The sequence below is a fragment of the Anaerobacillus sp. QJM3NY_32 genome (genome assembly GCF_056173645.1).
Window position 1 is genome coordinate 1,378,767 of sequence record NZ_CM149684.1, and the last position, 18,794, is coordinate 1,397,560.

The following is an 18,794-nucleotide window of genomic DNA, read 5'->3' on the forward strand; positions in this document are numbered from 1 at the left end:
CTGCAGAAAAGCTTGCTCAGCAGGTTGGTATGACGTTAAGAGCCATTCGAAAAAAACGTGAGATAAGCTTGCAGGATCTAGCAACGTTAACAGACGTGAGTAAGCTTACGTTAGGTAAAATTGAGAGAGGAGAGGCGAATCCTTCTTTAACGGTGATATGGAAAATAGCGAATGGTCTTTCCATCCCGATCTCAAGTCTACTAGCAGAAAAGGAAGAAGTCGTCATTTCAAGGAAAAATGAGGGCAATAAAGTATTGAGTTCAAATGAAGCTTTAACGTTAGAACCCATGTTTACAGATAGTGGCTATGGCTCTCTTGAAACGCACCGTGCTTTTTTAGAACCTATGGGAGAGTATTACGCAGATGCTCATCAAGAAGGGGTCATTGAGTATGTAACAGTGATGGAAGGAAAGGCAACTGTACAAGTTCAGGAACAAACGTATGAATTAAATACGTATGATTCGATTAAGTTTAGAGCGGATCAGAAGCATGGTTACTTAAATCTTCACAGCGAAGGTGCTGTCTTACATTTCGTTATGATCTATACAAACGCATAACATAGAAAAAAGCCACAGCAGTGGCTTTTTTCTTGCGCTTATTTATTATAAACAGCTAAGCGGTCGATAAGCTGTGAACTTTCCTGGTTAACACCAGTCACTTTCACATCGATCTCGTTTTGTCTGAATTTCATGATGGCTTTATCAACGGCGCCAACACCTGAGTCATCCCAAACGTGAGCATCTGATAAATCAATCTCGACCGTTTTAATACCTTCTTCTTTATAATTAAAGCTATTCACAAAGTCAGTAACAGATGCAAAGAACAGCTGACCATGAATGTGGTAAATCTTTTTCTCCGCGTATTCGTCGATCTTTTCTTCAACGCGTACTTTTGAAATCTTAGAAGCGAAGAATAAAGCACTTAGAATAACACCGGCAAGTACACCTTTTGATAAATCATGCGTTGTGACAACAGTAATGACGGTAACGACCATCACGGCTGCGTCAGATCGCGGCATTTTATGAAGATTTTTAATGGATGACCAATCGAATGTTCCAATGGATACCATAATCATAACGCCAACTAGAGCTGCCATAGGTATTTTAACGAGTAAATCGTTTAATACTAAAATCAGAATCATTAAGAAAACGCCGGCAACGAAAGTGGATAAGCGTCCACGTCCACCTGATTTCACGTTAATAACGGATTGTCCAATCATCGCACAACCAGCCATTCCTCCGAAAAATCCGGCTACAACGTTCGCCACGCCCTGACCTTTTGCTTCTTTATTCTTATTGCTATCTGTATCTGTTAAATCATCAACGATTTGTGCTGTTAAGAATGTCTCAAGTAAACCAACAACTGCTAGAGCCATTGAATATGGGAAAATAATCGCTAATGTTTCAAAGTTCAATGGAATACTTGGAATTAGGAATAATGGTAATGCTTGCGTTAATTCACCCATATCCCCAACCGTTCGAACGCCACTACTAGTTGTAATCGCAACAATTGTAATCACAACGATCGCAATGAGTGGTGATGGAACAGCTTTCGTGAATCGTGGAACGATATAAATAATTGCAAGAGCACCTGCTACCATCAAGTACATTGGCCATGATTCACCAACGAAATGCGGCAGTTGAGAAGTGAAAATCAAAATCGCAAGTGAGTTCACAAACCCAATCATAACGGAGCGTGGTACGAACTTCATAAAGCGAGCAAGCTTAAACACGCCAAGGAAGAATTGAATAACCCCTGTTAAGATCGTTGCTGCAAGTAAATATTGTAGTCCATGATCCGCTACAAGCGTCACCATTAGAAGCGCCATGGCTCCTGTTGCTGCAGAAATCATTCCTGGTCTACCACCAACAAATGAAATTACTACGGCGATACAAAAGCTCGCATATAATCCAACCATCGGATCTACGCCTGCGATAATGGAAAAGGCAATCGCTTCTGGTATTAAGGCAAGTGCGACAACGATTCCGGCGAGGGTATCGTTTTTCACATTGCCAAACCAATCTTGTTTAATAGAAGATAAGTTCAATGTTGCACCTCTTTCTAAATCTAGTATTGTGATGACTCCTAACTCTCATAGAAGTCGGGTCCGTTTACAACAAGATGAAGTTTAGCATAGAATCTATGAAAATGGAAATAAGGATGTAAGCGAAAATCATACGGTAAAAACTTTAATTTACTCTTATTTACTCTCGAATACGTGTGCGTTTAATTTTGATAATTTAATAGTAGAACACTAAAAGCGGATGATTCATTCATCTTTTGATCTAATTTAACCTAATTTGATATAACCTGTTATAATAAGTTATCGTATTAATAGAGTTTGGGTCCATAAGTGGAAGAACTTTGTTAGAATAGGGTGATAGATTGATAAGGAGCGATAACATGAGTCAGGATAATGAGCATCATGATATTATGACGATCTCTCAAGTGGCGAAATATTTTCAAATTAGTGAGATGACCACATATAAATTAGTTCAGGATGGCAAAATCCCGGCGTTTAAGATTGGCAGTCACTGGCGTATTCAAAAATCTGATCTTACCGAATTAATTAAAAAGCTTAAGAATGGTGAGCGGATATAACGGAGACGTTGCTCAAAAAGAAGACCCGCTGATCCAATGTGGATGAGCGGGTTCTGTATGCTTGTATTACGTTGAAGCTTTTCCTCGGAGGTCATTTTCAATATCTTCAAGGCTTCTTCCTTTTGTTTCTGGTACATATTTCATGACAAAGAAGAAGGCAAAGACACCGATAATGGCAAAGATTACGAATACCCATGCTGTTCCGAGCGCTGAGAGTAGAACAGGAAAGAATAAGGAAACAACTAAATTCGATGCTGATAGCAGAAGTGTAGTAAATCCTGTCGCTGCACCACGGGCTTTATTTGGGAAAAGTTCCGGTAGCATAACCCAAACAACTGGGCCCCAAGTGGCGGAGAAAAAGATGATAAAGAGCCCAAGAAAGACGACGGTTAGCCAGGCAATTGTCGTTGTAAGTTCTGCTGTAAAGAGAATCGTTGCAAGAATAATTAAGCTTAACGACATCCCGATATTTCCTAGTAGCAACAGTTTTTTTCGACCTAGCTTATCAATCGTAGCGATCGCTACAAGCGTCATCAACACATTCATGATTCCTATTCCAAGCGTTCCGAGAATAGAAGCTGAATCTCCAAGACCAGCTTTAGTGAAAATGGTTGGTGCGTAGTAGATCACCGCATTAATACCAATAAGCTGCTGGAAGATGGCGATACCGCTTCCGACAAGAAGCATTGGACGTATCCATTTGGATTTAAGTACATCCCACGTGCTTTCCTCAGTTTCCTCAATTTTTTTCATTTGCTTCATTTCTTCATCTATTTCACTTTGTTCTCGCGTTAATGCCATCACTTTTCTGGCCTCTTCTTCACGGTTGCGCTTAATGAGCCAGCGCGGACTTTCAGGCATAAAGAGAACACCGATCATTAATACGAGCGCTGGAACGGAAGCAAGACCAAGCATCCAACGCCATCCCTCAATTGGTGCAAATGCATAGTTAATGAGGTAAGCGAGCACAATTCCAATCGTGATCATTAACTGATTAAGCGATGCTAGTGCGCCCCTTGACCTTGTTGGAGCCATTTCTGATAAGTAGACTGGTACAATCGCTGTCGAACCACCAACAGCAAGTCCAAGTATGATGCGGCCTATAATGAGAACGGCTGCGTTAGGAGAAAGAGCTAAGACGAGTGAACCAATCAGGTAAATGAGTGCGATTGCAAAAACGACGCGCCTTCGTCCAAATCTATCAGATACATACCCACTCATTCCGGCACCTACAATAGCCCCGCCTAATAATGAACTAACGACAACCCCTTGTAGAAAATCGGATAGGGGAATATCTTGTTCAATAAATAATAAGGCACCGGAAATAACTCCTGTGTCATATCCGTACAGTAAGCCTCCGAGAGCCCCGAAGAAGAAAATCCATCCCTTGCTAATGTTTCTGTTCATCACAGTAACCACCTTTGCATAACATTATTCCTAAAAAATAGTTTCCACTCTTTTTTTGAAAGCAAACATTATCATTTAATAGAGTGTGCTGCTTATTTATGGAGTTCACTTTTCTTGACATGTGACACTGTGTCACATATAGTAGGTTTGGCGATATGACACGGTGTCATAATTTTAGTGGTAGGTGATTCAATGTGCCAAAAGCAACCTTTTTTAATTTGAAAGAAGAGAAAAAGCAAATACTAATTGATGCAGCAAAAAAAGAGTTTTCTAGAGTATCGCTCTATGATGCATCGATTTCAAATATCTTGAAAACCGCAGGTATACCAAGAGGGAGCTTTTATCAATATTTTGAGGATAAAGAAGATGCTTTCTTTTATTTATTAAATGAACATGCAAGAGAACGTCATGAACATTTAATTGCCAATCTAAAGAAGTTTGAAGGAGATCTCTTCAAAGCAATTAGTGAGATCTTTAGATCTACATTAGAGCATTCAGAGGATACTGGTCAGAGGGACTTTATTCGAAATGTACTGCTTAATATGAACTATAAGATTGAGAATACGTTCTCCCAGTATTTAACCGAGGATGTAACAAACCATCGCTATGATGACATTTATGACCTCGTTGATCATGAGAACTTAAATGTTTCAAGTAGGAAAGAGGTGTTTCATATTATGCAGATTTTAACAGCCGTTACGTTTCATAATTTGATTCACAGTATCTCTAATAACTTATCCATTCCAGATGCGATGGCAAAATACCAGACTGAGCTTAGACTTCTTCAATCCGGTCTACTTCGAACACCTTCCTGAAGGACATCGGGAAAATAGAGAATCATTGAGAAAGAAGGGAGAACATGAACGACACTAAACAATCATCAGAAGGAATCGGTTCTTTTAATAAAGTACCGCTCTTAATCGTGCTATTATCAGGTGCGTTTGCAGCGATTCTAAATCAAACGCTACTTGCGACGGCATTGCCACATATCATGGTCGATCTAGACTTGGAGGCAAGTACAGCCCAGTGGTTAACCTCGATTTTCATGCTAGTTAATGGCGTGATGATTCCAATTACAGCTTTTCTAATAGGTAAATTCACAACAAGAACACTATTCTTAACCGCGATGGGGCTATTTGCGGTTGGTACAGCTATTTGCGCCGTTGCCCCGAACTTTCCACTCTTGATGGTAGGGCGTATCATCCAGGCATCTGGAGCCGGGATTATCATTCCGCTTATGCAAACGATCCTCTTTTTAATTTTCCCTGTTGAAAAAAGGGGTACAGCGATGGGGATGTTTGGGCTTGTGATTTCCTTTGCACCAGCGATTGGGCCGACTTTATCAGGATGGCTTGTGGAGCAATACCCGTGGAGAAGTTTGTTTTATGTGATTTTGCCGATCGTGATTATTGACTTCTTTATTGCGTATTTGATTTTGAAAAACGTAACAGAGCAAACGAATCCGAAGCTAGATATTCTATCGATCGTTCTTTCATCGTTAGGTTTCGGTGGATTATTGTATGGATTCAGTAGTGCTGGGACAAATGGTTGGGGAAGTGAACAGGTGCTTATCGCCATGCTCATCGGTAGTGTGACATTGTGCTGGTTCATCTTACGTCAGTTAAAACTCAAGCAGCCTGTGCTTCAATTTAGAGTGTTTCAATATAAGCTATTCACATTAACAACTGTGCTTGGGATGGTTGTCTTTATTGCCATGATCGGCGCTGCGACTGTTCTGCCGCTTCTTATGCAGAATATGCTTGGATTCACCGCATTTGAATCAGGATTAATGCTATTGCCAGGGGCTCTGATTATGGGCTTTATGAACCCGATTACTGGTAGGATATTCGATAAATTTGGAGCAAAGTGGCTTGCGATCATTGGTTTGATTATCGTAACGGTGACGACATTTATGTTCACAAATTTAACAGCAGAAACGACGTTCGCTTATTTAGCTATTGTGAATGCGATCAGAATGTTTGGGGTAGCGATGGTGATGATGCCAGTTACAACGGCAGGATTAAATCAGCTTCCTGCTCACCTCATTCCACACGGCACAGCAATGAACAATACAATGCGTCAAGTTTCAGGGGCAGTTGGAACCGCGCTACTCGTAACTGTGATGTCTCAGGCAGCTCAGCCATCACGTGGAGTTGAGGGTCTTGTACATGGCGTTAACGTTTCCTTTATCGTAGCAGGTATTTCAGCTATTATTGGACTTGTTTTAGCTTTGTTTATTCGAAAACCGAAAGCTACTAATGAAGATTCTGTTCAGAAAAGCAAAGTGGCTACTGAAAATTAAAGCAAATAGCTAGCGAATTAAATTATGCAAACATTATTCTAAGAAATGAGAATGGCCCTCTAGAAGAAACTCTTCCTAATATAAATAGGAAGAGTTTCTTTTGTGAGAGGAAACCGTCTGGCTGTCCCGAAAGATGTAACCTTTTTCCCGCTCATTCGTAAAGATTAAGACAATCCCTTAATAAGGAGAGATATTTGTGAGTAAACCAAAAAGTGAAAGCAGGATGGGTTTAGGCGTTGGTCTTGGAATAGCCATTGGAGCAGGAGTAGGTGTCGCCTTGGATAATATTCCACTTGGACTTGGTGTTGGAATCGCCCTTGGGGTTGGGTTTGGTTCTACTAAAGGAAAAAAGAATGATTAAGAAAAGAGCTCAACTTCTTAAGAGGTTGAGCTCACCTGTTTGGTGATTTCTACTTGTGTTGATCAGCATACACTTTCATGGCATCTCGCATAAAAAGCGCGAGACCTTCTCCATATTGATCAATATTTTTCGTGAAGCGCTCATCGTCTACATACATTTGACCAAGTCCTTCAAACGCTTCAAGCGTATAATGGTATCCGAAATTTCCATTGAGAAATTCATACCAATCGTGAATCGCTTTCTGCGCTTCATCTGCTTCCGGTGAACCCTTTCTAAGATCAGCCAGTCTTTTATAAATGGAATCAAATGAGTGACCGAGCGCATTTTTTTCGTCCTTTGATAAGCTGTTGAGCTTTTGTTTAGAACGATTGATGGCTTCATCTCCATAACGCTCGCGTGCCTCTTGTTCATATGGGTTCTGGCTAAAATCGAATCCAGCAAATCTCTCTTGATCTGTCATTGATCTTTCTCCTTTCACGTTTTGGATCGTTTTATCAATCATGTTGATCATCTTATCCAGACGTTGTTTTTTTTCATGCAGAATTTCTTTTTGATAGTTGAGCGCTTCCATTCGATCAAAATTAGGATCCTCTAGAATGGTTTTGATTTTCTTCAGCGAGAAATCAAGTGCTCTAAAAAAGAGAATTTGCTGAAGCTTCTCAAGATCGTCCTTCGAATAAAGACGGTAACCAGTTTCTGTAGTAGCTGGTGTTAAAAGTCCGATTTCATCGTAGTAATGAAGGGTTCGAACGCTGACTCCAGTTAATTCTGCTACTTCTTTCACTCGTTTCATCAGCTAAATGCCCCTCCTTTCAAATTTAACTTTAGAGGATAACGCAACGTAAGGGTCAAGAGGTAAGAAGAATTCATTTATGATCTTTTCAATTTCAGTGTTTTCCTTCTATTCTGAGCGTTCTTTTTAATTTCATCAAATTTCCAACTAATAATGTTATTATTTAGGGGGAGATAGCAAGCTTTACTGTAGGGAAAGAAAATAATTGTTAGTGATGTTCACCTTCTCATCCATTTTGCGATAGGACAACCACAAGGAGGAGCTTATGCAGGAGAAGTCGATGGTTTTAAGTGATGGAAGAAAACTTGGCTATTGGAAGTATGGCGATCCTACTGGTATACCGATTATGCTTTTTCATGGAACACCAGGGTCACGCATCTGGTTTTTAGAAGATGATGAACTGGCCAAAGCGATGGGGATTTACTTAATTTCAACAGATCGACCGGGTTATGGGCTCTCCACTTTACAAAAAAATAGAACGATCCTTGATTGGGCTGTGGATGTAGAGGAGCTCGCTACGCATATTGGTTTAAGGCATTTCTCTGTCTTGGGTGTTTCTGGAGGAGGTCCATTCGCTGCGGCATGCGCTTATGCATTGCCTGAACGAATCCAAAATACAGCTCTTGTTTCTTCAGCTACGCCATTTAAAAAAGGTAGAGCCCCAAAGGAAATGGCGAAAGAAAATCGGATTGCCTTTTTTTTATCAAAGTATTTTCCTTGGCTCATTAAGAAAGCGAATTTAGCTCAAAAGAAAATGCTTGAAAGTCATCCACATAAGTATCGAAATGCTATGTTAGCTGGGAATCATCGTCATCTTTCTGAGTGGGACCGTGCCTTTTTGAGAGAAGAGGCTCTTGTGGAAACAGGACTATATCACGCGAAGGAAGCTTATAGACAGGGTGTAGAAGGAGTCATCTATGAAACGAATCTCTTATCGAAAGATTGGGGATTTGAGATTAGCGAGATTAAAGGGCCGTTAAGATTTTGGCACGGAGAGAAAGATACGTTATCACCTGTAAATGAAGTTCGTAAACTAGCGAAACGAGGACCTTTAATAGAGATGACCCTCATTCCGAACGGAGGTCATTTTCTAACAGAGAATGAAGATTTATGGGCGGATATGTTATTTTATTTAAAAAATTGGACTGTGAACACAACGGTTTTATCGTGAATAACCATTCTTAGAGGAGATAGGAGCGAGTTATATGAGGTCAGAAAAAGAAAAAATGATCAGGGGAGAATATTATCGACCAGAGGATGAGCAATTGCAGAAAGATCGTCTTCATGCACGCAAAATAACTAGGTTATTCAATCAAACAATTGAGACAGATATAGAAGATAGAACGCGGTTATTGAAGGGGTTCTTTGGTTCTACGAAAGAAAATCTCTATATTGAACCGACTTTTAAGTGTGATTATGGTTACAACATTCACGTAGGAGAGAACTTTTTTGCGAATTTCGACTGCGTGTTTCTCGATATTTGTGAAATACGCTTTGGTGACAATTGCATGCTAGCACCAGGTGTCCATATATATGCAGCAACACATCCGCTAGATCCGACGGAACGCAATTCGGGTCAAGAATATGGAAAGCCGGTTTTCATTGGAGACAACGTATGGATTGGTGGAGGCGCCATCATTAATCCGGGCGTTACAATCGGAAACAATGCTGTTATTGCTTCAGGTGCTGTAGTTGTGAAAGATGTGCCGGAGAATGTCGTGGTTGGGGGGAATCCAGCGAGGGTAATCAAAGAAATCGAATAGGTAAGAGTATCAGTAAAGCGCTTTATTTTTCACGTGAGAGTGGTAAGACAATCACCAATATTAAATGCATTGAATTCCTTCTAACGACTTGTTTTACACCAGTTGTAGAGCTATTCACTTTTGGCTTATATCGTTCGAATTACTTTTATAGGAAAGAAGAAGAGAGATTTTCTTTCATTGATGACGATCTTTATCCACCAATAATAGATTATCTCTCTACAATGCATCTATAAAATACCCTCTATTTACTGTTATACTTGAAAATATAACCATGAATCACCGACTAAGGCAGGAAGGGGTGAAGGAAGTATGGCTGTTCGAGAGCAACTACTAGACTATCTCGATCATAATCTTGAAAGCTACCTTATCAAATGGAAAGAAAAAATACGGATTTCTAAGACAGACATACACCGAGATAAAGTGGAAGCTAATGGTATTCTCATGTATCGTCTTGTTCAACAAAATATAAAAGAGCCAATTGCTCATGAGAAGATTGTGACACTTGCGCACAAAGTAGCGGTTGAGCGAGCGGAAGCGAATGTAAACATAGGAGATTTTATTTATAACGTGAATGCTGGAAGAAGCGTTCTCATGAAGCATATAACGTATTCTAAAGTGAATGTGAATGATCTTCAGAACACTCTTGACTCCATAAATGATTTATTTGATCTGTTTTCTTATCATGCCGTAACCGAATATACAAAGCTGAAGGAAAATGAATTGCAGGAAAAGATTTCTTTTATAGATGAAACCCATCAGGAGAAGCTTTCCATCCTGGGCCAGATGTCTTCTAGTTTCGTTCATGAGTTCAGGAATCCCCTTACAGCCATTATAGGATTTGTGAAGCTTCTACAAAGAGAGTATCCCGATATGAAATATGTTGAAGTGATCGATCATGAGCTGCAACAGCTAAACTTTCGCATTGCTCAATTTCTGCATGTCTCCAAAAAGGAGATTGATAGCGGACAGGAAGAGTGGCTGGAGGTTAAGGGTCTGTTTGACTCGATTATTGCCTTCATTTATCCGAGTATTATCGATATTGATGTGCGAATTGTTAATGAATTTCCAGCGAATCTTTCTGTATATGGACAGCAAGATAAACTACGACAAGTATTCTTGAATATTCTTATGAATTCGTTAGATGCTCTTAAAGCTGAAGGCTCTCCTCGCCAAATACGGATCGCGGGAGAACAAGCAGAAGGAATGTTAACCATTCGCATCACAAATAATGGACCAAAAATTTCAGACAAAACCCTGGATCGCATTTTTGAACCCTTTTATACGACAAAAGAACTTGGCACGGGCATCGGATTGTATGTGTGTCAAAAGATCATTCAGAATCACCACGGGGAAATTAACTGTCATTCTAGTGAAGCAGAAACGACATTCACGATTCGCTTACCGTTTGTTGAGAAAAAGGATGCGATAAAGTAACCCCTTAAAAATTGCTTTCTGATCAAGAAGCCTACTATAATGTGGGCAAGCAACATCTTGATGTAAGGAGTGAGAAGAATGATTACTAAAAACGCGGGAACGCTGAGTAAAGCCTATTTTAAATCTTATATGGAGCTCGTGATGAGTGCGAGAGAATGTTCATTGGAAGAAGCGAAAGGTTATGCGTTTGAGCAGCTTTTTCAAAATAATGAACAGGCAAATGGGCCTGAAACATACGAGAAGTTTAAAATGGCTTATGCAGAGCTGTTGGATAAAGTGTCTGCTGAGGAAACTGATACATTAAAATGAAAATGGATTGGGATTAAATAGAGGCTTAGTGAAGTCTCTTTTTTATTCCCTTTATTAATGATAGGGGGCATAGAATTGTTTGGATGGGAATACGTTCCTGATTGGTTCCCCTGGTTTGCGGGCGTTGTGGTCTTGCTGTTTGTTTTATTAAGTGAATGGTGGATTAGAAGATAATAAAAGAAAGGACAGGGGAGATTGAACTGCCCCTGTCCTTTCGGTGTTGTTTCATTAGGCTCCAGCGCTTGTCGGACCTACCGGGCGCTTGCGCTTTTCTGATCTAGCTCCAGCGCCCAGGTCCTCGAGTCGCTTCGCCTTTTACGGCGTGTTCAAATTAAAAGGCTCCAGCGCTTGTCGGACCTAACCGGGCGCTGGAGCTTTTCTTTTATTAAAGCATTTTATATTCTTCGTGTCTTACGACGATTCGTTTTGATTCGTCTTCTGAGTATTCTTCCCATTCGGCTACAATCGTATTGTTTAGTAAGCTAACGACTTTAGCTTTTCGGTTATCGATTTCGACTAGACTTCCGATTTCAGGGAGAATGATTTCCTGTTCTTCCTCCATGTAAATCCCTCTTTTCCATTTAAACTGATTTATATAATAACATAATTCATATAGGATGCCTAACGATCTGAAAAAATCAATTGTATTTTTGTTAAAAAACCACTTTGGGGTTGATAAGCCTCGATAAATACAAGGAATATCGAGCTTAATCGCTAATTTTCGCGAAATCCTCCGTTACAGTTAACATAGCTAAGAGGAAAGAAGGTTTTGTGTTTTAGCATATGAAGAGATGTATTAGCATAGAGTGATGTATAGCCTATTCTCTCCCCCCTCTTTGTGAGGGGTATTTTTGTTTTCTGAACGTTTCTCACTTTATTTGCTCAAGAATGAGGTGTAAAATGAATGAAGTAAAGAATGAATACATATTCAGGAGGTTATTTGATGTTTCGATCACTTGAAGATTTTGTACGAACATGGGAACGTGAGACGGCTCAAACAGTTAAACTAATGGATCATCTAACAGATGAATCTCTTTCACAGCAAGTAGCGCCAGATCATTTTACACTTGAAAAGCTAGGTGTTCACTTGTCACAAGCGATTACTTATATGATGTCGAGTGCTGGGCTCGATCTTCAACCGATGAAGGAACGTGAATCCTTTAAGGCAGAAGAAATCTCAGCTTTGTATAAAAAAACTGCTGAAGAGTTCGTGAGCACTCTTCAGGAGCAGTGGAATGATGAGAAGCTAACAGGAACAACCACATTCTTTGGCAGTGAGACAACTTACGGAACGATTCTTCTTCTCTTGCTCCAACATCAGACGCATCATCGAGGACAAATGACAGTGCTTATGCGCCAGGCTGGTCTTACTGTACCTGGAATGGTCGGACCATCTCGTGAAGAATGGGCAGCAATGAAAGGGTAAACCTTTAAATGAAAGAGACTTTCTTTAGTAAAAAGAAAGTCTCTTTTTCTATGATATAAAACGCTTTAAGTGAACGGTTATGATCGTTAGGGATTAGAGGAATAAAAGAAACAGACAAATGGACAGCCTCTTGTACATATACTGCCTGTGAAAAGAGGTGGGGACGTGGAGCATGAAGAGCAGCAATTTTATCACCGACTAAACTGCGCACAAACAACAGACAAGGCGCCATTATTTCGTGCTGAGGCCTTTGATCCGATTCAAAAAGAAATAAAGAGAATCACCTTAGAGGATTACCGGGAGAAATGGGTCATTCTTTTTTTCTATTCTAGCGACTTTACCTTTGTCTGACCGACAGAATTAGCAGCGGTCGCTGCTATTTATCCTGAGCTTCAGGCTATAAATACGGTAGTCTTAGGAATTAGTACAGATAGCGTTTATGCACATAAAGTATTCACCGAAGTTTCCCCGGCTGCATCTAAAGTGAATTATTTGCTTGTGAGTGATCGAAATCATAAAATCAGTCGAGATTACCGTGTATTAAATGAAAATGCGGGTGCTACCTATCGAGGAACGATTATTATTAACCCAAAAGGTGTGATCGTCTCAAAAATGGTTTATCCTGTTGAGGTAGGTAGAAATGCATATGAGATTCTAAGACTAATTCAGGCACTTCAATATAGTGAGAAGACAGGAAAAAGCGTTCAAGCCAATTGGGTACCTGGTTTGCAAGGGATCAATCGGAACGCAAATTATATAGGAAGAGTATAAAGCTACGGTTTACCGTAGTTTATTTTTTTGCGGTTTTTCTATCTAACTATTGAATTCTTGGTATCATTATAAATAGAGTTCTTTTTAAGGGTAGGAATGGTCATAACTATCGGACTTTTGATCAAGAAAGGCAGGATGATTCATTATTAATCCATCCAAACAATCAAAGATATTCGACAAGCACGCAAAGATGTATGAGAAAAGAAGAAAGAAAACAACCATAGATACAAAATTTCGAAAGAAACTTTTAGCTAAAGCGAGTGGTGATGTTTTGGAATTATCGGTGGGAACAGGAACGAATTTTCCACTATACCCTAATATTCATTCACTAACAGCAGTTGATTTTAGCGAAGAGATGGTTCGCTATGGAAGAGAGGCTGCAAAAGAAACGCAGTATCCCTGTACGATTATTGAGGAAGATGTAGAATTGGTCGATTTTAAAGAAAATACCTTTGATACGGTCGTCTCTACCTTATCTATGTGCTCCTATCCTCATCCGGACGTTGTATTGGAGCGAATGGCGAAGTGGTGTAAACCAGGTGGACAAGTATTATTGTTTGAACACGGAATAAGTTCGAATCGAGTAGTTTCACATCTTCAAAGGAAGTTTGATCCAATAGTATCAGAAAAAATCGGATGTCACCTTGATCGGAATATAGTCCAACTTGTAGAAAATTCTAGTCTTCGTGTGACAGCAGTGGAAAGCCATTTCTTGGGTATATTTCATCTCGTTTTTGCAACAATAGAATGATAAGTAAACCTCTCTCTGAGCTTCATAATGAGAGAGGTTTTTTCTATAGATTTCATTCAATTTCTCTAATTATGTCGAAAGTTGACTTCTTTTCGGATTAGCTTTCGAATTGAAAGTGGAGTGTGATTTAATAGAAGGGATCACTTCCAATTAATTTCCTAGATAAGACGAACGACTTCTTTCCACTAATTGATAACAACCTACTTCTCCTACTACCTCTCGAATAAAGAAAGCTACCGCATTTATAAATCAGATGAAACATTTAACAAGTTGAAATCGTTTAATAGATTGAATTCTTTCCGAATTAAATGACAGATACTGTCATAAATGCAGTCGATCTAACGAATTTTTATAACGATAAGGTTACGGTTAGATTACAACCATGTTACAATGGGAGTGTTAATTCAAACGAAAGTGTGGCTACAACTATGTGTGGTTTTGTTGGAGTGTTACGTACAGAACCAGGAAAATCGGACCGTTACGATCATTCGGATTTTGTGAAAAGGAATCAAATTATTACACACAGAGGACCAGATGACGAAGGTTATTATACAGATGAATCGATTTCTCTTGGTTTTAGAAGGCTTAGTATTATTGACCTTGAAAGTGGGCATCAGCCTTATCATTACGAAAATAAGCGATATTGGATGGTTTTCAATGGGGAAGTTTATAATTATGTAGAACTTCGTGAACAGTTGAAGAGAGAAGGTTACACGTTTGACACGGAATCGGATACAGAAGTGGTTCTTACGTTATTTGTACATAAAGGGGAGAAGGCGTTCGCTGACTTAAGAGGAATGTTTTCGATTCTTATTTGGGACAAGCTAGAAAAGAAATTAGTGGGCGCTCGCGATCCTTTTGGAATTAAACCCCTTTACTATATGCAGAATGATGAGGAGCTGATTTTTGCTTCTGAGAAAAAAAGTATTACAATGATAGAAGAATTCGAAGCCGTGAATCCTTCTGCTCTTCAACATTATTTAAGTTTTCAATATGTACCAGAACCGCTAACGATGACGGAAGGAATAAAGAAGCTTGAGCCTGGTCATTATTTTGTTAAAAAGCATCATGAGCCCATGGTGATGAGACGCTATTTCCATGCGACATTTAAACCGATCACGACAGAACGAAATTGGGTGAAGGACATTCAGAATGTTCTTTATGATTCCGTTAATGTTCACATGCGAAGTGATGTCCCAGTTGGCTCGTTTTTGTCTGGGGGGATAGATTCTTCCATTATCGTTTCGATGGCCAAGAAATTTAATCCTCAAATTAAAACATTTTCTGTTGGCTTTGAACGAGACGGATATTCAGAAGTTGATGTTGCCAAAGAAACAGCTGATAAGCTGGACGTTCCAAATTATTCTTACATGATTTCTGCAAAAGAGTATGTTCAAAAGTTACCAAAAATCATGTGGCATATGGATGATCCACTTGCTGATCCAGCTTGTGTTCCGCTTTATTTTGTTGCAAGAGAAGCACGGAAGCATGTAACGGTTGTCCTCTCAGGTGAAGGGGCAGACGAACTCTTTGGTGGATACAACATATACCGCGAGCCCGATGCGCTCCGTCTTTTCAAGCCTATGCCGGTAATGATGAAAAAAATGGTGAATCGCGTTGCTCAAGTTTTTCCTGAAGGAATGCGAGGAAAGAGCTTTCTTGAGCGTGGATCCACACCGCTCTCAGAGAGATATATTGGAAATGCGAAGATGTTCGAAGAAAGTGAAAAGAAAGAGCTTTTAACGACTTATTATCAAAACGAGCATTATCAAAAGATCACAAAACCGTTCTATCAGAATGTGAAGAAAGATAATCTAGTGAATCAAATGCAATATGTTGATATTCAAACGTGGTTACGAGGAGACATTCTTTTAAAAGCGGATAAGATGACAATGGCAAATGCGTTAGAACTTCGTGTGCCGTTTCTTGATAAAGAAGTGTTCCGAGTAGCACGTGAAATTCCAGTTTGTGAAAAAATTGCAGATGGCACAACAAAATCAATTCTTCGTAAGGCGGCACGAGGTGTTGTGCCAGACCATGTTCTTGACCGAAAAAAACTTGGTTTTCCTGTGCCGATACGTCATTGGCTAAGGCAAGAATTGTACGAATGGGCGAAGCAGCTTATTCATGTGAGTGAAACAGATTATTTGATTGATAAATCACTTGTGATGAGACTTCTTGAAGCGCATAAAGCTGGAAAAGGTGATTACGCAAGGAAAATTTGGACCGTGCTAATCTTTATGCTCTGGCACCAAATATTTGTTGAAGGCGTGTATTCCTTTGAAGAGCTTCAGCAGGAAGATGAAATTGTAAGCAAAGTAGCAACATATCGCTAAATGAAAAAGGTGACCTCTGGAGGTCACCTTTTTTATATGAATTTGAATTTGTATCCTTACGAGTGCCGTTGTTCAATTTGGATTAAACGTTTCTCAATGGGCTTGTAATCTTCCTGATGCCCTGTAAATACAGCGAGATCATAGAGACGCTGCAGGAGATAATCTCGATCAAGATCATAGATGAATTCTTTTGGAATGTGATCCATTGAATTTTTGGCGAAGTTCCATACAACATCCAGTTTGTCCTTACTAATGGATTGTGAAACCATGCTAAGTGCTGAAATGATTTCCGTAATGATTGGATAGTTATCACCGGCGTAGTGTCTTAAGTACCCAAATCCTCGATAAAGGTAATAACTGAAGTCTTCAGCATCCATCACAACTCTTACTTGTTTTTCATGATCGGCAAGGTACGGCGTGAAGGTAATGTCTCGTTCCACTTCAAGAAGGAGGTCAGCCATTTGATGAATAATGGTGATTGAAGTTTGGGGGTCATCGTTACCGAGTGATTTCACACCAATTTCTGATAGCTTGGTCATCCCCATCTTTAGGTCCTGAATCTCTGTTTCTTTATAACCTAATTCAATAAAGCTGCAATATTTTTCTGGGTTAACTCGTTCAGCCCCGGCACCCCAATATGAGAAGAAGCGGTTACCTTCTAGAACATAATCTCCTACTTTGTTATGGAGTTTAATAATGACTTGATCTTTCCGAGCTTCGTCGATCATCGTTTTGAAATCAATGAGCTGAATATAGCCAGATTTAGGAGCTGTAATAAGCGTTTCGGTCTCCCGTTCTTTTTCCATTAAATCTCCTGGTTCTTCAGCACGGAATTGTTCGAGATCGTTTCGAAGCGTTTCTCTTACAATGGAAATGGATTCTTCCTTCATGTTTGTAGCTATATTGTGTACTTGCATCCAACTCGTAGCGTGGTTAATAAAGAAAATAAACGTCACAACGGTTATAAATGCGAGTAGTACGGTCATGCCGGGTATGGCTACAAAATATTCGTCTTTTTTGCTCGTAATAAATAAGAAAATGACGAGAACATAAACAAAGCTACCGTGGAATATTCCAATGAAGTGCTGTGTCGTTCGGTCAGCAACGAAGTTAAGAAGCATTCTAGGTGAGAATTGCCCGCTGAACGTTGTGAGAACAACGAGTAACGAGTTGAGTGTAAAGGCGCTAAGAGTTAAAATACCGCCTATGAGGGCACTAATTAGCAATCGTGTTGGCTGAGCTGTTGTGCGAAACATCTCAGGCGCATATCTAGATAGTTCAAAAACTAAATCAAAATAAAGTGTGACAGCTACAAATACAAAGGCTCCTAAAATGTATAAGCCAGGCATATACCAAAGCGTGGCCTGAAGTTCATGCTTTCGAATGCGTTTAGACATTTCGAAATATTTTCGTAGCTGCCATGGTAATAATTTTTTTATCATGGCAAGGGGCTCCCTTCAATTTCATCACTAACACTTTAGAATTCCCCTAAGAGTGCGGCGTTAAACCGTGTGAGCAGGAATTCCTTTCTTTTTTTTATATCTGGTTCAAAGGGATAAACCCTGTCCCTCGTTCAACTGTGAATATGAAGATGGGATAGAGGAGATAGTAATAGAATAGAGGATTAAATTGAAGGTGATGAATCATGATATCAGAAGAATCAATACTGTGGATTTTAATTAGTATTGGTGTTCTTTTGTTTGCTTACAGTCTTAGAAAGCCGCCAATAAAGGAATGGCTTCTCTTCTTTTTATTAACAGGCTATTTGTCATCGATTATTGGTGTCATTGTGGTTGAAGAGAATTTGCTTTCCTATCCAGTGAACTTGTTTAATACGCATTTCGATTCCAGTTTTACATATGAATATATCTTATTTCCTGTATTAGGAATTTACTATTATCAAAGTACTTATCGATCTGGGTGGTTGGGTTTTATCGTGAAGGCTGCAGTGTTTTCTTCTATTATTACTATTATGGAATACTTTTTAGAAAGATACACAAATCTTATACACTATATAAGCTGGACTTGGATGTATACATTTATCAGTACAATCTTTGTGTTAGTGCTCATCCGCATGATTGTCAAGTTCCTGCCACCCGTTAAAAATTAGCGAAGGGATTTAACTGGTATGTGAATGATTAGAAGGAAAGGAATGAATACTATCTTCAGAGTAAACTGAATGGAGGTAGTTACTTTGTTAAATAAACTGATTGCCGTCTTAGGAATGACTTTCATACTCCTTGTTCCGATCGCACAAGTTGGAGCTGAACCACCTTCTTATGCGAAGTGGGGGAAAACAGCGATTCAAGAGACGAGTCAAAGGTATCCCGATCAACAAATTACAGACTACAGATATGATGGGAAGGTTTTTATATCCGATGTACGTGAGCAATACGATTTTGAATTTACGTTAAAGCAAAATGGACAATCAAGGGAGATCAGAGTGTATGTCCTTGTTAACCCTAAGAAGGACCAGTTAATCGATGTGAAATATGATGAGATTGAAGAATTTCAATAATCCTTATGAAAAAGTCAGCCAT

General features: G+C 39.5%; 20 protein-coding genes. 15 read left to right on the forward strand and 5 right to left on the reverse strand.

From position 1 onward, the window contains the following. Nucleotides 1-29: 29 nt before the first annotated feature. On the forward strand, nucleotides 30-557 hold the full coding sequence (locus tag AC0VYH_RS07420) for a helix-turn-helix domain-containing protein (RefSeq protein WP_475369047.1): 528 nt from the start codon (nucleotides 30-32) through the stop codon (nucleotides 555-557). 38 nt (nucleotides 558-595) lie between these two features. On the opposite strand, the gene AC0VYH_RS07425 is transcribed toward AC0VYH_RS07420, so the two are convergent. Then, nucleotides 596-2,047, reverse strand: a complete 1,452-nt coding sequence (locus AC0VYH_RS07425) for a SulP family inorganic anion transporter (RefSeq protein WP_475373589.1) — start codon at nucleotides 2,045-2,047, stop codon at nucleotides 596-598. A 356-nt stretch (nucleotides 2,048-2,403) separates the two neighbouring features. Between AC0VYH_RS07425 and AC0VYH_RS07430 the strand changes: the two genes are divergently transcribed. Beyond that, complete coding sequence (locus tag AC0VYH_RS07430) at nucleotides 2,404-2,601, forward strand: helix-turn-helix domain-containing protein (protein ID WP_098442909.1); 198 nt, start codon at nucleotides 2,404-2,406, stop codon at nucleotides 2,599-2,601. A gap of 66 nt (nucleotides 2,602-2,667) precedes the next feature. Here the strand turns inward: AC0VYH_RS07430 and AC0VYH_RS07435 are convergent, their stop codons facing one another. Beyond that, complete coding sequence (locus AC0VYH_RS07435) at nucleotides 2,668-4,008, reverse strand: sugar porter family MFS transporter (RefSeq protein WP_475373590.1); 1,341 nt, start codon at nucleotides 4,006-4,008, stop codon at nucleotides 2,668-2,670. A 194-nt stretch (nucleotides 4,009-4,202) separates the two neighbouring features. On the opposite strand from AC0VYH_RS07435, the gene AC0VYH_RS07440 reads away from it, so the two are divergent. From AC0VYH_RS07440 to AC0VYH_RS07450, 3 genes are all read left to right on the forward strand, one after another. Continuing rightward, nucleotides 4,203-4,823 carry a TetR/AcrR family transcriptional regulator gene (locus AC0VYH_RS07440; protein ID WP_194220975.1) on the forward strand — a complete coding sequence of 207 codons (621 nt, stop codon included), beginning with the start codon at nucleotides 4,203-4,205 and terminating at the stop codon, nucleotides 4,821-4,823. A 44-nt stretch (nucleotides 4,824-4,867) separates the two neighbouring features. Then, nucleotides 4,868-6,310: a DHA2 family efflux MFS transporter permease subunit gene (locus AC0VYH_RS07445; protein ID WP_475373591.1), complete on the forward strand. Its 1,443-nt coding sequence runs from the start codon at nucleotides 4,868-4,870 to the stop codon at nucleotides 6,308-6,310. 196 nt (nucleotides 6,311-6,506) lie between these two features. Beyond that, the gene (locus tag AC0VYH_RS07450) at nucleotides 6,507-6,671 is read left to right on the forward strand and encodes a glycine zipper domain-containing protein (RefSeq protein WP_430241371.1); all 165 of its coding nucleotides are present in this window, start codon (nucleotides 6,507-6,509) and stop codon (nucleotides 6,669-6,671) included. 49 nt (nucleotides 6,672-6,720) lie between these two features. On the opposite strand, the gene AC0VYH_RS07455 is transcribed toward AC0VYH_RS07450, so the two are convergent. Continuing rightward, nucleotides 6,721-7,467, reverse strand: a complete 747-nt coding sequence (locus tag AC0VYH_RS07455; protein ID WP_475373782.1) for a MerR family transcriptional regulator — start codon at nucleotides 7,465-7,467, stop codon at nucleotides 6,721-6,723. A gap of 262 nt (nucleotides 7,468-7,729) precedes the next feature. Here AC0VYH_RS07455 and AC0VYH_RS07460 point away from each other — a divergent pair, with 262 nt between their 5' ends. The 4 genes from AC0VYH_RS07460 (at nucleotide 7,730) to AC0VYH_RS07475 (ending at nucleotide 10,970) form a co-directional block, all read left to right on the forward strand. Then, a complete protein-coding gene (locus AC0VYH_RS07460) occupies nucleotides 7,730-8,635 on the forward strand; it encodes an alpha/beta fold hydrolase (protein ID WP_475373592.1) in 906 nt (301 codons plus the stop codon). A gap of 34 nt (nucleotides 8,636-8,669) precedes the next feature. Then, a complete protein-coding gene (locus AC0VYH_RS07465; protein WP_475367044.1) occupies nucleotides 8,670-9,227 on the forward strand; it encodes a maltose acetyltransferase domain-containing protein in 558 nt (185 codons plus the stop codon). Between the two features lie 309 nt (nucleotides 9,228-9,536). Further along, the gene (locus tag AC0VYH_RS07470) at nucleotides 9,537-10,661 is read left to right on the forward strand and encodes a histidine kinase N-terminal domain-containing protein (RefSeq protein WP_430241374.1); all 1,125 of its coding nucleotides are present in this window, start codon (nucleotides 9,537-9,539) and stop codon (nucleotides 10,659-10,661) included. 78 nt (nucleotides 10,662-10,739) lie between these two features. After that, nucleotides 10,740-10,970, forward strand: a complete 231-nt coding sequence (locus AC0VYH_RS07475) for a hypothetical protein (RefSeq protein WP_475367046.1) — start codon at nucleotides 10,740-10,742, stop codon at nucleotides 10,968-10,970. 385 nt (nucleotides 10,971-11,355) lie between these two features. Here the strand turns inward: AC0VYH_RS07475 and AC0VYH_RS07480 are convergent, their stop codons facing one another. Then, the gene (locus AC0VYH_RS07480) at nucleotides 11,356-11,532 is read right to left on the reverse strand and encodes a hypothetical protein (protein ID WP_194220982.1); all 177 of its coding nucleotides are present in this window, start codon (nucleotides 11,530-11,532) and stop codon (nucleotides 11,356-11,358) included. A 381-nt stretch (nucleotides 11,533-11,913) separates the two neighbouring features. Here AC0VYH_RS07480 and AC0VYH_RS07485 point away from each other — a divergent pair, with 381 nt between their 5' ends. The 4 genes from AC0VYH_RS07485 (at nucleotide 11,914) to asnB (ending at nucleotide 16,254) form a co-directional block, all read left to right on the forward strand. Beyond that, on the forward strand, nucleotides 11,914-12,396 hold the full coding sequence (locus AC0VYH_RS07485) for a DinB family protein (protein WP_475373593.1): 483 nt from the start codon (nucleotides 11,914-11,916) through the stop codon (nucleotides 12,394-12,396). Nucleotides 12,397-12,561: 165 nt separating this feature from the next. Beyond that, nucleotides 12,562-13,167, forward strand: a complete 606-nt coding sequence (locus AC0VYH_RS07490) for a peroxiredoxin (protein WP_475373594.1) — start codon at nucleotides 12,562-12,564, stop codon at nucleotides 13,165-13,167. A gap of 190 nt (nucleotides 13,168-13,357) precedes the next feature. Continuing rightward, on the forward strand, nucleotides 13,358-13,918 hold the full coding sequence (locus AC0VYH_RS07495) for a class I SAM-dependent methyltransferase (protein ID WP_475373595.1): 561 nt from the start codon (nucleotides 13,358-13,360) through the stop codon (nucleotides 13,916-13,918). Between the two features lie 428 nt (nucleotides 13,919-14,346). Beyond that, the gene (gene asnB, locus AC0VYH_RS07500) at nucleotides 14,347-16,254 is read left to right on the forward strand and encodes an asparagine synthase (glutamine-hydrolyzing) (RefSeq protein ID WP_475373596.1); all 1,908 of its coding nucleotides are present in this window, start codon (nucleotides 14,347-14,349) and stop codon (nucleotides 16,252-16,254) included. Between the two features lie 56 nt (nucleotides 16,255-16,310). Here the strand turns inward: asnB and AC0VYH_RS07505 are convergent, their stop codons facing one another. After that, nucleotides 16,311-17,696 (reverse strand): DUF2254 domain-containing protein, encoded by a 1,386-nt coding sequence (locus AC0VYH_RS07505; protein WP_475373597.1) that lies wholly within the window; start codon nucleotides 17,694-17,696, stop codon nucleotides 16,311-16,313. 203 nt (nucleotides 17,697-17,899) lie between these two features. Here AC0VYH_RS07505 and AC0VYH_RS07510 point away from each other — a divergent pair, with 203 nt between their 5' ends. Together AC0VYH_RS07510 and AC0VYH_RS07515 are read left to right on the forward strand one after the other, a co-directional pair. Further along, nucleotides 17,900-18,364 (forward strand): CBO0543 family protein, encoded by a 465-nt coding sequence (locus tag AC0VYH_RS07510; RefSeq protein ID WP_430242401.1) that lies wholly within the window; start codon nucleotides 17,900-17,902, stop codon nucleotides 18,362-18,364. Between the two features lie 84 nt (nucleotides 18,365-18,448). Beyond that, on the forward strand, nucleotides 18,449-18,772 hold the full coding sequence (locus AC0VYH_RS07515; RefSeq protein ID WP_206759479.1) for a DUF3889 domain-containing protein: 324 nt from the start codon (nucleotides 18,449-18,451) through the stop codon (nucleotides 18,770-18,772). Nucleotides 18,773-18,794: the final 22 nt, after the last annotated feature.